Raw genomic sequence first — 14,910 nt, forward strand, 5'->3', positions numbered from 1 at the left:
AACAGGGCCGTTCAATCGCGCGGCGACCGTCTGCGATCGAGATCGGAATGGTCGAGACCGAAGTGTTCCAGGACGAGGTCGAGGTTCCGACGGTTGGATTTGAAGTAGACGTCGAACAGGTCCCCGACCAATGGGACACTGCCGGCCACCGCGTCGAAACCGATATTGACCAGCATCTTAAAAAGCTTGTCGTTCGGCACGCCAAGGAGCCGTGCCTCGTTGACGATGTAGAGACTAATTGCAGCGCCGGCGAAGTCACCGACAACAGGCACCAACCCGATCACTGAATCTGCTCCGAAGGAAAAGCGCGTTCCGGGAATGCGCAGCGCCGTGTCCATGAGCCGCGCCAGCCCGCGCATGCGGCGAAGGCGGGCCAAACGGTCGATGTTGCCGAAATCAGTGTCCTGCCTATGCGCTCGCTCGTATGTCATGCCGCCACTTTCATCATCTTGCCCAGCCGTTTGATCGCCTGCTCCAGAGACCTTTGCCCGTCGCAATAGTCCTGCCAGGCGCTCGTCTTCCCCAAGAGCGCCGGCACGGTGCGGATGGTAAAGCGTTTCGGATCGAGATCCGTCTTCACCTGGCTCCAGGTGAGCGGCATCGATACGGTGGCGCCCGGACGGGCACGCGGCGACAGTGGGGCGACGGCAGTCGCCATCCGATCGTTGCGGAGGTAGTCGAGGAAGATCCGGCCGTTGCGTTGGTTCTTCGCCATCTTGATCAGATAAAGCTCAGGGTTCCCGCGGGCCATCTGCAGGCAGACATCGTGGGCGAACCCTTTTGCCTCCGGCCAGCTCAACTTCTTCCCCTTCGCTATCGCAAGCGGGGTGACGACGTGCAGCCCTTTGCCACCGGTCGTCTTGCAGAAGCTGACGAGGCCGAGTTCCTCCAGCCGGTCGCGCATCTCGCGGGCGGCTTCTACGACGTTGGAGAAGGGAACGTCCGGACCCGGATCAAGATCGAAGACGAGACGGCCCGGCACTTCCGGTTGGCCCGGTTCGCAATTCCAGGGATGCAGCTCGACCCCGCCGATCTGGGCGATGGCGGCAAGACCTTCGACCCGATCGATCTGGAGATAGGGTTTCTTGTCGCCGAACACCTTGACCAGTCCGAGCAGGTTGGACGTTCCCGGCATCGTATGCCGCTGAAAGAACTGCTCGCCGCCGATACCATCGGGGGTTCGGATGATCGAGCAAGGCCGTCCCTTGATATGGTCGATCAGCCAACGACCGACCGTTTCATGATAGCGGGCGAGATCCTCCTTGGTGACCGGCTCTCCGTCATTAGCATCCGGCCAGAGCGGCTTGTCAGGGCTTGAGATCATGACGCCCATCACCTCGGCCTTGGCGTTCTTGCCGCGCGACGGTCTGGGTGGCTTTGTCACGGCTGGCGTCGGAGTGTCGGTCTTTGCCGGAGATGCCGGCTTTTCGGCCTCGACTTCGGCTGCGGGCTTGTCTTCACGCAAGCCCTTGAAGGCCGCCTGGCGGACCAGGCCGTCCGCTGTCCAGCCGGCGAACTCAATCTCCGCGACCAGTTCCGGCTTCACCCAGACGACATTGGGGTCCTTTTTCGGCGCCCCAATACCGGTAAACGGGGACTTGGCCGTTTCCAGCGCGCGCAGTTTGGGAAGCAGCACACCGACCTTGCCAGCGCCGTAGCCCGTGCCGACACGGCCGACATAGACGAAATGGCTACCGCGGTTGACGCCGACCAGCAACGAGCGGAACTTGCCGTTGGTCTTGGCATAGGCACCGATGACGACTTCATGGCCGGCGCGGCACTTGGACTTCGCCCAGGTCTCGGTGCGGCCCGATTGATAGGGCGCATCCGCCTGTTTCGAGACGATCCCTTCCAGGGAGAGCTTGCAAGCAGACTTCAGGACGGCATCTCCGCCAGTCTCGAAATGCTCGACAAACCGCAGGCGTGGATCCTCGCCGGCATCGCTCAGCAATGTCTGCAACCGTTCCTTCCGGTCGGTGAGCGGCAGTTGCCGCAGGTCTTCATCGCCTTCGAACAGCAGGTCGAAAGCGAAATAGACCAGTGCGTCCGTCTTTCCTTCCGACAGTGCCGCCTGAAGCGCTGCGAAGTCCGGCGCCCCGTTTTCGTCGAGGGCGCAGATCTCCCCGTCGATCATGGCATCCGGCAGGTTTGCAAACGATGTCGCGATCGCCGGATATTTTGCCGTCCAGTCCAGGCCCTTTCGGGTCTTCAGCGTCACGTCACCATTTTCGATGCGCGCCTGGATGCGGTAGCCGTCGAACTTGATCTCGTGGATCCAGCCCTCGGACGAGGGTGGGCGTTCCAGCGTTTCGCAAAGCTGCGGCGCGATGAAGTCGGGCATGGCGGACTTCACTGGCTTGGCAGCTTTGGCTGGGGCTGATTTCCTTTTAGTTTTGGTTTCTTTGCGCTCTTCCGCAGCAAGACCGTGGTTGCTGTCCCAGACCGCATCCGCCTGAACGTCGCCGCTCTGGACCATGAATGGCTTCGGCTTCCTGCCTTTGCCGGCGGCAATCGCTTCCATGGTTCGGCCGGAGGCGACCGACGTTGCGTTCTCCTCAAGGACGGCCGCGCCGTCTTCCTCGACCGAGAAATCGTCATGGTGCTTGATAAGCAGCCAATTGGTCCGCTTACCGCCGTCGCGGTCATTGCGCATCCGTACAAGTACGAAGCTGCCGTGCAGCCGCTCTCCTTCCAGGGTGAACTTGAAGTCGCCCTTGGCCAGCGCCTGCTCCGGCGTCTTGTTGCCTTCCGGCTCCCAATAGCCACGGTCCCAGAGCATCACCGTGCCGCCGCCATATTGGCCCTTGGGGATAGTGCCTTCGAAGTCGCCGTAGTCGAGCGGGTGGTCCTCGACCTCGACCGCCAACCGTTTGTCGTGCGGATCCATCGACGGTCCCTTGGTGACCGCCCAGGACTTGAAGACACCGTCGAGTTCAAGCCGCAGATCGTAATGCAGCCGCGTTGCGTCATGCTTCTGGATGACGAAGCGCCTGCGGTTCGATGGATTCAGCTTCGCTGCGCCGCTCGGCTCCTGCGTCTTCTGAAAATCGCGCTTCCGCTTGTAGGTCGAGAGCTTGTCGTTTGCCATGGCAGTCCCCGATACACATCCGCCTCCCGCCTCGGATGAAGACGGGATGAGGAGCGGGCCAGACAGGTGAGACGCTCCACTGCCGTTTCGTTGGCCGTGACCGGAAAATCATCGCGTTCGTCATCCCTGTCACGTCCGGTTGACACAGCACGCGACCTCAACAAGCAAAAGGCAACAGATTGTCGTTTTGTTCCATGGAGTTGGGCAGGAGCGCTTCCGGCTCTGAATGATCGACCTCGCACCATCGGAATTGGTATGCGTCCTCCGCATGACTGCGCTGCAGCAAAGTCTATTTGATAGGCAAGGAGAACCTGTATGATTTGCCTATCGAAGCGATGCACTTCCTCCCGCGGCAGGCTTTTTCGTTTGGGCCGCTATCAAGCCACGGCATGTTTCAGGTCCTTGTGCAAAACGCGGAAAAAAATGAGGCGGTGGAGTCACTTGGCTCCCGCAGCCTAGGCTCCTGATTCGTTTCATCATTTCGCCTACAGCCCTTTAGCGGAGCCTAAATAAGCTCGATAAGACCGGCTTGACTCTGTCACTGACACGGAACAAAAGAAGAACACCAGCAATTTTCGGGGACATGAAGTCCATGCAACACGAGCCGAGGGAGGTCCGTGAACGATGTCGCGCGTCCGTAGCCCTCGGGTCATCGAGGAACTCAGGGATCGTATTGCGCACCTGGAAGGCGGCGCGGCAAAGAAGGCTGCCGTGTTGCCATTCGGCGTTCGCGAAATGGACGAGCGTCTGCCGGGCGGTGGGCTGTCTTATGGCGCGCTTCACGAGGTCGCCGGTGGCGGCTCGGGCACTGTGGACGGCGCGGCGGCGGCACTGTTCGCCGCCGGCATTGCCGCGCGCTCGAAAGGAAAGGTGCTCTGGTGCCTGACGAGACCTGACCTGTTTTTTCCCGCCATCGCCCAGGCCGGCCTTCATCCCGACCGTGTGATCTTCTGCGAAGGCGACAAGGAGGAAGATGTCCTGGCCTCTATGGAGGAAGGGCTCTCCTTCGGTGGCTTGGCAGCCGTGGTCGGGGAGCTGGTGCGGTTGCCGATGGTCGCATCCCGGCGGCTGCAGCTGGCTGCCGAAAAGACAGGAACCATGGGGCTCGTCGTACGCAGATGGCGGCGCCAGACGGAAGCGTCGGACTTTGGCAATCTGACGGCCTCGACGACCCGCTGGAGGGTGAGCGTGCTTCCGTCGGAGGAACTGCCGGTGGCAGGGGTCGGCCGGCCCCGATGGCTGTTGGAATTGATGCGCGTGAAAGCAGGCGAGTATGCTGAGTTTGAAATAGGAGCCCGTGATGCCAAGGGTCGTGTGTGTCTACTTCCCCACTCTGCCAACAGACCGGATACGTCGACATGGAGAGGGAGCCGTGCCAGCTGATCAGCCGCTCGTCGTCATTTCCAAATCGGGGTCGAAGCGGTGGATCTCGGCGGCCGATACCGCCGCACGCAAACTTCGTCTGAAGGTCGGCATGCCGGCGAGCAAAGCCCAGGCCGTGGTCGCGAACCTCACGATGGTCGATGCTGATTCGGCTGTTGATGCTGCTGCCCTTGAGCGGCTCGCGCTATGGGCGCTGCGGCAATACAGCCCTGTCGTTGCCGTCGATGGCACGGACGGGATCGTCATGGACACGGAAGGCGCCGATCACCTTCAGGGCGGCGAGGATCTGCTGATCTCCGGGTTGGTCAACGGCTTAAGAGGGGAGCATGAGGATTTGTGGGGTGGGCCGGAACGGAGTATGTCGTCGCCATTGAATTTCGACGGAACTGGTGAGCGTGAAGAGGGCAAGACGAACAACGAGCGCTCGCGGTGTCAATCGGCGCGGAAAGTTGGCTCTGACGCAGTTTTGGTGGTGATGGATTTTATCCCGCGCCGATGACGCGGGCTTGGAGAAAGTCAATTTTCCCGCGGCCATACATCTGGCGTTTCACAAGTTTGAGCTTGGTGATCTGCCCCTCCGTCTGGCCGTTCGACCATGGCGAAGTAATCGCGGCGCTGACGGCTGCACGGTCTTTGACGACGCCGTTGGCGAAGGAAGCTATCAAACCCGTTCGGGCTCTCTCCAACCATGGATCGAGATCAGCGAGGGATTTCTTGCGGATCATCGCCTGGAAGGCGGCGATGGCTTCCCGTGCCTCAACGAGCAGCGGCGCGCCGCCCTCAATCGTCGCAACCGTCACGGTCTCAGACTTGGAGAGGTCGTCACGACCTATGGTCATAAGACGCGCGATGGTCTTGGCCGAAGGCGCTCGGCTCAAGGTGCCCTCGTCGACCTTCTCCGCTTTTCGACGACGTGTGGCCCACTCGGTGACAACGCGAACGCACCCGCGGAACCCTTGGTTCTTGAGCTGCCGCCACAGCTCTGTCCCGTTCCGCTGTCCGGCCGCCCATTGAGCGTCAAGCCACGGCAGATGGAGTTCAAGCGAGTTCTCGCGGACACGGAAGACATCAGAGCGTTGACCACGCAACACGCGCCGGACCAGGCCGCGGCTGTACCCCGTTTGTCGGACGATCTCCTTGATTGCGGCTCCCGACTTGGCCAGGTCGAGAATGGCGGCGTTGGTGTCTTCGCGGCGAAGATATCCCTCGTACTGGATGCGCTCGGCGGCAGTCAGCAATTTGGGATTGATCGTGGCAGATCCGATCGCGGTTCGGATCTGGCGCATGGATTTGCGCACCGCATCGAGGAATGCCCGGCTGGAGTTCTCCATTAAGTGCCAGCGGTCAGCGACCTGGGTGGCGTGTGGCAACGCCCTGACTGCGGCCGTCGCGTAACCACCGCCGCGGTCGCGAGCTACGATGCTGATCTGGGGTTGTTCCGAAAGCCAAGCCTGGGCCGTCGATGGCTCCCGATCTGGCAGGAGAGCAATAGTTTTGCGCCGTTCCAGATCGCAGATGATGGTCCCATAGCGTTGGTTACGTCGCCACGCCCAATCGTCGATCCCGATCACGGTCGGCGGGACAAAGCGCGGACTGCCGCGCCGTCGCACGACGCGCAGCAGCGTATCGTTGCTTACCGGCAACATCAGCCTCTTGGCAAAGGTCGCCGCTGGCCTGCCACCCAGTGCAAGCCCGAGATGATGGACTATGTGGTCGAGCCTGGCGGTTCGCCGCGCCGAAGGCGCGAGAATGTCCCCGTCGAAGCGCTCGGCGAAGATTCTCCGGCCGCACAACACTGCATCGCAGTGGAACCGGCGCGCTTCAATGACAAGCCGAACGGGCTTTCCCACCAAGGGCAGGTCAGCCAAGCGTCGTTGATATCGACTGTGGATTCGTTCCGACCTTGTTCCACAGATCGGGCAAAGGCTTGCTTTGCTCGCCGACCGTGCTGCGATCAACATTACGTCGTCATCAATGGCTGTATTGTCGACTATAAAGCCGCGACGGACGAGCGTCGACGGTCGGAGCGAATGGCCCATGGCGTTGATTCCTTGTGTGAAACCAACATCAGCCAGCACTTGATTTCATCAAAAGTGAGTCAGAGCCAACATTGGACGCCGAAACACACCGCGATTAACGATCCGCGCACCAACGCCCCATTAAGACGTTCTCGATCGGTACCCCCGACCACGCTTGATACGTAGAAGTTCGAGGAAGAGATCGACCGCTTCCGGCTCTGATCGGAAGAGATGAACCATACGCTGACCGCGACTGCCAATCCGCCCCCAACTGCGGGTCAATGACGTCTCGCCGAACAGCGTCGGCTCGACCGACAGCGCATAGTAGCGCGCCATGTTCTTCGATGGATCGATGCGTTCTAATAAGGCTGCGTGCTCATGCCGGCAGAATCGCAAAGACGACTGCTCTACGTCCAACGACATTTGTGAATCGATCCGACCTGACCGATTCACGTTGGTGATGTTGCGCTGGTCAGGTCTCGGTTCTTCGAACAATCCTCGCAAATTCCGGGTCGGCGTAGGAGCGAAGTGTATGTCCGCAATCGGTCTCTGTCCGGCGGCGATAGCACACAGATCACGCGTTCGCAATTAAACGTCAATCATCACATCTGTTCCTTCCACGGTCACATTATACGTTTTTACCGGGACCATGCAGGGTGGCGCCGTCACTTGGCCTGTGCGAACGTCGAATTTCCCGTTGTGAAAGTCACACTCGATCTCGTGGCCTTCCAGAAAACCTTCCGAAAGCGACCCGGGTCCGTGGGTACAGAGATCGTCGGTCACGTAGAACATGCCGTTGACGTTAAATACTGCGAGTACGAGGTCCTCGATTTCTACCCTCAGCGCGCTGTCCCAATCGACATCTTCAGTCGAACATACCCTCAACCTCGTGCGCAAGTCGTTCATCGACAATCTCCTCCCCTTACCTGCCGCTTGACGTCGCAGTTAGCGACATGTAGTTTAAAACGAAACGCCGTTCCCTATAGAGGAACAGTGGCAGTTTAGCAAAGAGATAAGTGACGTCAATCGGATTTTTGGAACGATCACTGCCACGACGTCGTATAATCCGGAGGAGAAGAGATGCTCAGGAAAGAACAGAACGATCTTTTGACCCAGACCGACATAGGAACGCCTATGGGTGACATGTTCCGCTGCTACTGGATACCCGCTCTCTTGGCAGAGGAACTCCCGGAAAACGACTGCGCGCCCGTTCGTGTCAAGCTGCTGGGTGAGCGCTTGCTCGCGGTTCGTGACAGCGAAGGCGGCTACGGATTGATCGATGAGTTTTGCGCACATCGAGGCGTATCGCTGTGGTTCGGTCGCAACGAAGAGCACGGTATTCGTTGTCCCTATCACGGATGGAAATATGACCGGACTGGGCAGTGCATCGAAGTTCCGTCCGAACCAACGGAGAGTGGGTACTGCAGCAAAATCAAGCTGAAGTCGTATCCTTTGATTAAGGTCGGCGACATTCTCTGGACCTATATGGGGCCTGCCGACAAGCAGCCGCCACACCCGGAATGGGAATTCGCCCTCGTTCCGTCCGAACAGACCTTCACCTCGAAACGCTGGCAAGAGTGCAACTGGCTCCAGGCGATGGAGGGCGGTATCGATTCCAGCCATGTATCCTGGCTTCATAGCGGAAATCTCAATAGCGATCCGCTTTTCAAGGGATCGCGTGGAAATCAGTACAACATGTCGGATGCCCGTCCCTTCTTCGAGGTCGCCGACATGCAGGGTGGACTTTTTATCGGAGCCCGCCGCAACGCAGAGGATGGATACTACTACTGGCGTATAACCCCCTGGGTAATGCCGTCCTTCACGATGGTTCCGCCCCGCGGAGACCATCCCGTCCACGGACATTTCTGGATTCCCATTGACGACGAAAACTGCTGGGCGTGGAGCTTCGATTATCATCCGGTCCGCGCGCTGACGGCGGAAGAGCGCCAGGCAATGAAGGACGGCAAGGGAATTCATGTCGCCTATGTCCCAGGCACTTACCGCCCGGCAGCGAATAAGGACAACGACTACCTGATGGACCGCGAAGCCCAGCGTAAGGGCATCACATACTCAGGTGTCGAAGGTATCGCCATGCAGGATGCATCGCTGCAAGAGAGCATGGGGCCGGTCGTGGACCGCACCAAGGAAAACCTCGTCTCGACGGACAATGGGATCATCATGGCGCGCCATAGACTGTTGAAAGCGGCGAGAGCCTTTACAGAGAAAGGCGTCGTCCCTCCGGGGGTGGACCCGGCACACCATCGCGTTCGTTCGGCCTCCATCGTTCTACCTGTCGAGAAGGCATACATCGATATCGTCGATGAAGCCCTCACCGTCGTCAGTGGCAAAGCGCAGACAACCGTCTAAGGAGGACGCAATGCAACTCGGACTGAGCGAGAGCGCACGCGTGACGACCAAAGAGGAGTCACGCTACCGCATTAACTATCCGAACTCGTGCCCACGGAAGTCGAGGGTCATCGCCCTTGATCAGCGCGGGACCGCAGCCCTTCGACGTCTCGCGCAGGAGGTTGATCTGCCGACGGCACACCTTCTCAGCTTCGTCGGTGCAACCAGCGTCAACGACAACCTGAAGATTTTGGCGGTCGACGCCGTTCTGGAAGACCTGACAGGTCGAACTTTCAGCTTGTCAGAAGAGATAGGAGAAGCTGACATCGTCGTGATGGTTGCGACTGCGGGGGGGGCGGCAGATGCGGCGGAAATCATTGGCAACGCGTGCTTCGTCCGTAGCAAGATGACGACAGGGTTGATCGTGAACGCCGCACGGGCCCGGTCGGACGAACTTCATCGCACATTGACGGCCATGAGGCCCTTTGCGGCAATGCTCGTCATCTCGGACGGAGAAGAGCACATCGGCGAAATGCTGTCAGCACTGAGAGCTTGATTGTCAGTCATGGTGTGGAAGTCTGCGGAGCTATGATATGGAAGACGCCATAGTTCTCGACAAGAAATGGAAGACGCCCACCATGAATGCCCCGTTGGTTCACAAGGCAGGCCAAAAAAAGACCAAGCCGACGACAAGGAACCGCTTGTCGTCCGTTGCTACGGCCGCACGCCTCTTAAAGGTGTTCTCGGAACAGGAAGCTGAAATCGGAGTGAGTGCTCTTGCTCAAAGACTGAAAGTTTCCAAGAGCACCGTTCACCGTTTGGCGGTCACACTCGTCGCGGAAGGGTTTCTGGAGCAGAATCCGGAAACCGAACGCTATCGTCTCGGAATCGGTCTTTTTGGGCTCGGCACTCTCGTGCGTCGTCGTATGAACCTCTCGAACGAGGCGCGCCCATACCTTTTCGATCTAAGGAAACATACGGGAGAAACCGTTCTTCTTGGCATTCCCGCAGACATGCAGGTAATGCACATTTACGATCTTGAAAGCCCTCAGGCACTTTCCATAAAGTCCGATCTGGGAGCCCGAAAGCCTGCCCATTGCACCGCTGTGGGGCGCGCCATTTTTGCCTTCAGTGGCGACGCGGTCATCGACAAGCTCATGGGTGAGCCGCTGGAGCAGCGGACGCCCCATACGATAATCGATCCGATCCAGGTACGGAATATTTTCGCGCAAGTTCGCGATCGTGGATTTGCGATCGAGAACGAGGAGAGCGATCTGGGAATCCGAGCGATCGCCGCCCCGGTTCGAGATTCATCGGGCGGGGTAGTCGGAGCGATAGGCGTCGCCGGGCCGTCTCAGCGTCTGTCGATCGAATCCATCGAAGGTTTCGCGCCAGCAATTCTCGAAGCGGCGGCAGCCGTATCGTCACGGCTGGGCTACCAGCCAGGATATAGTCTTAGGTAATGATGAGGAGAAATGCATGACCGTGATGACATTGAGTGGGACCGATACGAGATGGTCCTGCGCCGACGGTGACACGATCATGCGATCCGCTATTCGCGCCGGTCTCGGTTTTCCCTATGAATGCAATGTCGGCTCTTGCGGCAACTGCCGTTTCGATCTTCTCGAAGGAGAGATCGAGGAACTCAGGCCCGATGCGCCGGGTCTTAGCGATCGGGACCGCCAGCGCGGCCGCCGTCTTGGCTGCCAGGCAAAGCCGCTCACCGACTGTCTCATTAAGCTCCGGCTAATGCCGCAATATGAAAGCAGCCATTTGCCTGTGCGCCAAAAGGGCGTGCTCGTGGGAGTTACGGAAATCACCCATGACATCCGTGAATTCCGGTTTTGCCTTGATACGCCGACTCCCTTTATTTCTGGCCAGTATGCGCTGCTGACGCTCGATGGCGTTAAGGGCAGCCGGGCCTATTCGATGGCGAACCGAGGCGACCAGCCCGAGGAATGGCATTTCCAGGTCCGGCGCGTTCCCAATGGTGTAGCCACTTCAATGCTTTTCGACAGATTGAAGGCGGGCGACCCGATCGGTATCGACGGCCCCTATGGCATGGCCTATTTGCGCGAGGATTCGCCGCGCGATATCATCTGTCTTGCTGGCGGTTCCGGCCTGTCGCCGATGATCTCGGTGACGCGAGCGGCGGCGGTATCGCCTCTACTCGACGGGCGGAGGATCGATTTCATCTATGGCGGCCGCGAGGCGCGCGACATCTGCGGCCGGGAGATGCTGGAAGAGCTTCCGGGCTTCGGCAGCAGGCTGCATTATCATCCCGTCGTGTCGGGCATGCCCGCGGAGGGTGATGGCTGGGACGGTTATCGCGGTTTCGTTCACGAGGTCGCGGCCAAGCTCTTTGCCGAGCGCCTGCCGGAATGTGAAATCTATTTCGCCGGTCCGCCGTTGATGGGGCAGGCCATCCAGAAAATGCTGATCGACCTTGGCGTCCCGCAGCGCCAGGTTCATTTCGACCAGTTTTACTAGAATTCGGTTGTTTAGGCGGAACCGGGTTGGGCATTATCTTCGGGGTTCAAAGCAGGTTCAACATTCTGGCCGGCGAAGGATGCCGCCTGAATAGCGCGGCCGGTCCCGGTTGCATGGATGGACACAAGCGATGGGCGATCTCGGGCAACCTCACTCAATCCCGACGAGATGCCAGTCATGGATCATGTCGGCTGCCACAAGGCTGGCACGATCCGAGCAGCCACCCGCAAAGCCGTTGCTGCACCGTTCCTACCGCAACATTCACCGGATCTTGATCACATGGAAAAGGTATTCACCACGATCAAGCCGTCGCTGACGCACTTCCTGTCATCCTTCAATCCGTCACGGCGAAAGTGCGTGAGAGTTACTTCGGCGAAGCCGGACAGGAACAGGCCCAAAAACAATTCCGCTCCATTGAGCTTCATTGGGGCGTTGGCGTCGGAAAAACGGGGGCCCCAGGTCACTCCGGTGTCAACTGCCTGAGAGGAAGTTGATTACTCGCGCATTGGTGTTTTCGGCCTCGAGCTGCGGGACCGGGATATCCCAATAGTCCGAGCCCGGAATGCACTCCTGCAGGTAGCGTGCGGCCGACGTCGCATGCGAGAAATCGGCGCCAGGGACGATCAGGGTCCGAATGTCGAGCCTGATAAGATCCTCGGGCTCGGCGCCCGGCGACGTGTCACGATCGATAAGGCCACGCGGCATGCCGGCGATGATTGCCTTGTAATGATCGACATTCATCGAAAGGTAGCGTTCGGCGAATTCCTTGTCGTGGCGAAGAACCGAGACCCAGGGACCGCCGCGTGGATCTGTGCCGAAGGCCTTGTTGCCTTCCCCGGCGAGTGCGACGACGGCTTGCAGTCCGTTCTGCTGAACGAAGGCAAGATGTTCGGCGAAGCGCTGATGACCCGTCATGCGGTAGCGCGCGCCGCCAACTGGCCAGAAAAGCACCATCTTGTCGACCCGCTCTGGGAAATCCGTGGCGAAGGCCATCGCCACGCTGCAGCCCATGCAGCCACCCATGATATGGGCCTTGTCGATGCCGAGATGATCGAGCAGGCCAGTCGCCTGCGCGACATAGTCCTGCCAGGTGACGCGCTCGACCCGCCCGCCCGACTGGCCGGTTTCACGGCGGTCGAAAAGGATGCAGGTGAAGTGCGAGGGCAGCTGCTCCAGAAACTGGATCTGCACATAAATACCCTGTGTGCGCCATTTCTCGATCGTGGCGTCGAAACCACCGGGCGAGAACATCAGCAGAGGCGGACCATTGCCGATCACCTCATAGCGGGTGCTGATACCATCGATTACTGCCGTTGCCATCAATTCCTCCTGCCCTACAGGCCTTCACAGCCGAGCTTGCTCAGGCTTTCGTCGACCCAGAGCTTCGGATCGAGCTTGCCGGCAAGCGTATTGGCCACGGTCCTGGCTTCCGCTTCGTTCTTGGCCTTGGCCTGTGTGTAGATCTCCTCCGTCATGCCGTAGGGCACGCAGAGCAGGCCATCATCGTCGCCGATAACGAGGTCGCCGGGATTGATGACCATACCGCCAAAGGCGATCGGCACGTTGATTTCGCCGGGGCCGTCCTTATAGGGGCCGCGATGCGTCACACCGGCGGCAAAGACCGGGAAGGTGCCCGCCTTGATCCAGCCATAGTCACGCACTGCGCCGTTGATGACGACGCCGGTCACACCGATCTTCATGGCGTGGGAAAGCATCATCTCTCCGACGAGCGCATTGGTGAGATCAGCGCCGGCGTCGACGACGATGACATCGCCTGGTTCGGCCATCAACAGGGCCTTGTGGATCATGAGATTGTCACCGGGCCGCGTTTTCACGGTGAAGGCAGCCCCCGACATCTGGCCAGAGGCATGCATCGGGCGAAGTGCGGGGCCGCCAGCCGTCATGCGCGACATCACATCGCTGACATTGGCGACGGGCAGGGTGCGGAACTTCTCGATGGTCGCCGCATCGACCTTCTGGATACGCGGCACAATTCGAAAACCGAGGGTCATGATGCGCTCCTATTCCCAGGGCAACAGCGATGCGTGGATCACATCGGGCACGCCCTGGCCGCCGACCGACTGGATGGCAAGGGCTGCATCCTTGAGACCGAAGCGGTGGGTGGTGATCTTCTCGAGCGCAAAGCGATTGGAGGCGATCTGCTCGAGCGCCAGCTCGCAGGCCCGGTAGCTGTGGCCACGGGCGCTCTTGATGGTGATTGCCTTGGTCGTGACCCTCTCAAGCGGGAAGTTGGGGAACTCCTTCATCTCGCCCTGCACCAGGATCGTGCCCGCCTTACGAACGAGTGCCTCGACACCGAGCACGATCGGGATCGTGCCGGCACCTGCGGTACAGTCGAGCGAAATATCGACGCCCTTGCCGCCTGTGATCTCCATGATGCGAGCGAGCGGATCTTCTTTCTGGACGTCGATGACATAATCGGCGCCGAGCTGCTTGGCGACTTCCAGGCGCGCCGTATCCTTGGTCGTGCCGGTCACGATGATGAGAGAGGCGCCGGCCTGCTTGCAGATCACGGTCTGCGACAGGCCCTGCTGACCCGGCCCCTGGATGAGTACCGTCGAATTATAGCCGACGCCGGCATCGAAGAGCGACCATTCCACACCGTTTGCCATCGGGGTGACGAGACCGGCAAGCTCCGGCGTAACACCCTTCGGCACGCGATGGACGACGGCGTTCCACGGCAGGTAGACATATTGCGCAAAACCGCCCCATAGATGCGGGGCGCGCTCGGCCGAGGTGTAGCCGTAACGGATGCTTTCGGGGTTGTTACGCCAGTCGGTATTCTCGCAATGGCGATACTGGCCCTGATGGCACCATTGGCATTTGCCGCACATGACGTAATGTTCGACGAAGACGAGATCGCCTTCCTTGAACCCCTTACGGCGGGTGAACTCGCGGCCGGCCTTGGCGATGTAGCCGATATTCTCGTGGCCCATGATTGTCGGCGCATTGTTCGGCGGCGTCTTGAAGAGCTTGACGTCGGTACCACAGATGCCGGCCACTTCCATCTTCAAAAGGGCGGCATCTTCCGGCACATCCGGCATCGGATACTCACGGAAATCCATGATGCTCGGGCCGGTACGGACGGCGGCTAGAACCTTCTCTGTCATGCTTCACTCCCTTGGTACGGGCTGCGAGCCGGCGGCAGAAGTGCTGCAGGGCAAGCCCTCAGTTTCGACAAACCTTTTTGACAAGCGGCGCGGCCGCGCCCTATGGTGACGATCGAGAGCGGGCGATCGAGCGCCGCCAAACCCAGCCGGAAACCATGCTGAAGACCGCAAGCCGCAACGCCGGAAAGATTGACGCCGTCCGCCAAATCAAGGACTGGACGCGCGAGCGTTTCAGCCTGAACGAGGACATTCCGGTCATGGTTGCGGAAGTTACCTGCGGCCTTCCGGGCTGCCCGCCGATCGAGACGATCGTGACCTTCTGGACGGCGCCGGAGACCCGGCACGCCTTCAAGGCGTTCAAACCTGCCATCGAGGTTACGGCAGACGACCTGCCGCCCCCCTGGATGAAGAACGCCATTATTTCCGACAGCAGTGATCTTTCCTGCTGCTGATG

General features: G+C 59.8%; 15 protein-coding genes and 1 pseudogene. 7 read left to right on the forward strand and 9 right to left on the reverse strand.

Going from position 1 to position 14,910, the window contains the following annotated elements:
- Positions 1–11 precede the first annotated feature (11 nt).
- Together KQ933_RS32845 and ligD are read right to left on the reverse strand one after the other, a co-directional pair.
- Positions 12–431, reverse strand: a complete 420-nt coding sequence (locus tag KQ933_RS32845; protein ID WP_216761075.1) for a DUF4112 domain-containing protein — start codon at positions 429–431, stop codon at positions 12–14.
- Positions 428–3,088: a DNA ligase D gene (ligD, locus tag KQ933_RS32850; RefSeq protein WP_216761076.1), complete on the reverse strand. Its 2,661-nt coding sequence runs from the start codon at positions 3,086–3,088 to the stop codon at positions 428–430. The genes KQ933_RS32845 and ligD overlap by 4 nt, the downstream gene beginning before the upstream one ends.
- 624 nt (positions 3,089–3,712) lie before the next feature.
- Here ligD and KQ933_RS32855 point away from each other — a divergent pair.
- Positions 3,713–4,471 carry an ImuA family protein gene (locus KQ933_RS32855; RefSeq protein ID WP_216761077.1) on the forward strand — a complete coding sequence of 253 codons (759 nt, stop codon included), beginning with the start codon at positions 3,713–3,715 and terminating at the stop codon, positions 4,469–4,471.
- Positions 4,389–4,781: pseudogene (locus KQ933_RS32860) on the forward strand (DNA polymerase Y family protein); the annotation flags it as partial. The gene KQ933_RS32855 and the pseudogene KQ933_RS32860, both read left to right, overlap by 83 nt.
- 172 nt (positions 4,782–4,953) lie before the next feature.
- Here KQ933_RS32860 and KQ933_RS32865 read toward each other — a convergent pair.
- From KQ933_RS32865 to KQ933_RS32875, 3 genes are all read right to left on the reverse strand, one after another.
- The gene (locus KQ933_RS32865; RefSeq protein ID WP_216761078.1) at positions 4,954–6,510 is read right to left on the reverse strand and encodes an ISL3 family transposase; all 1,557 of its coding nucleotides are present in this window, start codon (positions 6,508–6,510) and stop codon (positions 4,954–4,956) included.
- 120 nt (positions 6,511–6,630) lie between these two features.
- The gene (locus KQ933_RS32870; protein ID WP_216761338.1) at positions 6,631–6,912 is read right to left on the reverse strand and encodes a WGR domain-containing protein; all 282 of its coding nucleotides are present in this window, start codon (positions 6,910–6,912) and stop codon (positions 6,631–6,633) included.
- A gap of 165 nt (positions 6,913–7,077) precedes the next feature.
- Complete coding sequence (locus KQ933_RS32875) at positions 7,078–7,395, reverse strand: non-heme iron oxygenase ferredoxin subunit (protein ID WP_216761079.1); 318 nt, start codon at positions 7,393–7,395, stop codon at positions 7,078–7,080.
- A 174-nt stretch (positions 7,396–7,569) separates the two neighbouring features.
- Here KQ933_RS32875 and KQ933_RS32880 point away from each other — a divergent pair, with 174 nt between their 5' ends.
- Genes KQ933_RS32880 through KQ933_RS32895 form a run of 4 tightly spaced genes read left to right on the forward strand, consistent with a single transcriptional unit; the run spans position 7,570 to position 11,325 of the window.
- Entirely contained in the window at positions 7,570–8,856 is a 1,287-nt protein-coding gene (locus tag KQ933_RS32880; RefSeq protein ID WP_216761080.1) for a Rieske 2Fe-2S domain-containing protein, read from the forward strand.
- A gap of 10 nt (positions 8,857–8,866) precedes the next feature.
- Complete coding sequence (locus KQ933_RS32885) at positions 8,867–9,391, forward strand: hypothetical protein (RefSeq protein WP_216761081.1); 525 nt, start codon at positions 8,867–8,869, stop codon at positions 9,389–9,391.
- Positions 9,392–9,428: 37 nt separating this feature from the next.
- The gene (locus tag KQ933_RS32890; protein ID WP_253958478.1) at positions 9,429–10,298 is read left to right on the forward strand and encodes an IclR family transcriptional regulator; all 870 of its coding nucleotides are present in this window, start codon (positions 9,429–9,431) and stop codon (positions 10,296–10,298) included.
- Positions 10,299–10,314: 16 nt separating this feature from the next.
- The gene (locus KQ933_RS32895) at positions 10,315–11,325 is read left to right on the forward strand and encodes an FAD-binding oxidoreductase (RefSeq protein ID WP_216761082.1); all 1,011 of its coding nucleotides are present in this window, start codon (positions 10,315–10,317) and stop codon (positions 11,323–11,325) included.
- Between the two features lie 275 nt (positions 11,326–11,600).
- Here KQ933_RS32895 and KQ933_RS32900 read toward each other — a convergent pair whose 3' ends face one another.
- Genes KQ933_RS32900 through KQ933_RS32915 form a run of 4 tightly spaced genes read right to left on the reverse strand, consistent with a single transcriptional unit; the run spans position 11,601 to position 14,456 of the window.
- Positions 11,601–11,789, reverse strand: a complete 189-nt coding sequence (locus KQ933_RS32900; protein ID WP_216761083.1) for a hypothetical protein — start codon at positions 11,787–11,789, stop codon at positions 11,601–11,603.
- A 7-nt stretch (positions 11,790–11,796) separates the two neighbouring features.
- Complete coding sequence (locus KQ933_RS32905; RefSeq protein WP_216761084.1) at positions 11,797–12,645, reverse strand: alpha/beta fold hydrolase; 849 nt, start codon at positions 12,643–12,645, stop codon at positions 11,797–11,799.
- 14 nt (positions 12,646–12,659) lie between these two features.
- On the reverse strand, positions 12,660–13,337 hold the full coding sequence (locus tag KQ933_RS32910; protein ID WP_216761085.1) for an RraA family protein: 678 nt from the start codon (positions 13,335–13,337) through the stop codon (positions 12,660–12,662).
- 9 nt (positions 13,338–13,346) lie between these two features.
- Positions 13,347–14,456 carry a zinc-binding dehydrogenase gene (locus KQ933_RS32915; protein ID WP_216761086.1) on the reverse strand — a complete coding sequence of 370 codons (1,110 nt, stop codon included), beginning with the start codon at positions 14,454–14,456 and terminating at the stop codon, positions 13,347–13,349.
- A 77-nt stretch (positions 14,457–14,533) separates the two neighbouring features.
- On the opposite strand from KQ933_RS32915, the gene KQ933_RS32920 reads away from it, so the two are divergent.
- The gene (locus KQ933_RS32920) at positions 14,534–14,908 is read left to right on the forward strand and encodes a hypothetical protein (protein WP_253958479.1); all 375 of its coding nucleotides are present in this window, start codon (positions 14,534–14,536) and stop codon (positions 14,906–14,908) included.
- Positions 14,909–14,910 lie beyond the last annotated feature (2 nt).

It is taken from the genome of Rhizobium sp. WYJ-E13, from assembly GCF_018987265.1.
Taxonomy (GTDB): Bacteria; Pseudomonadota; Alphaproteobacteria; order Rhizobiales; family Rhizobiaceae; genus Rhizobium.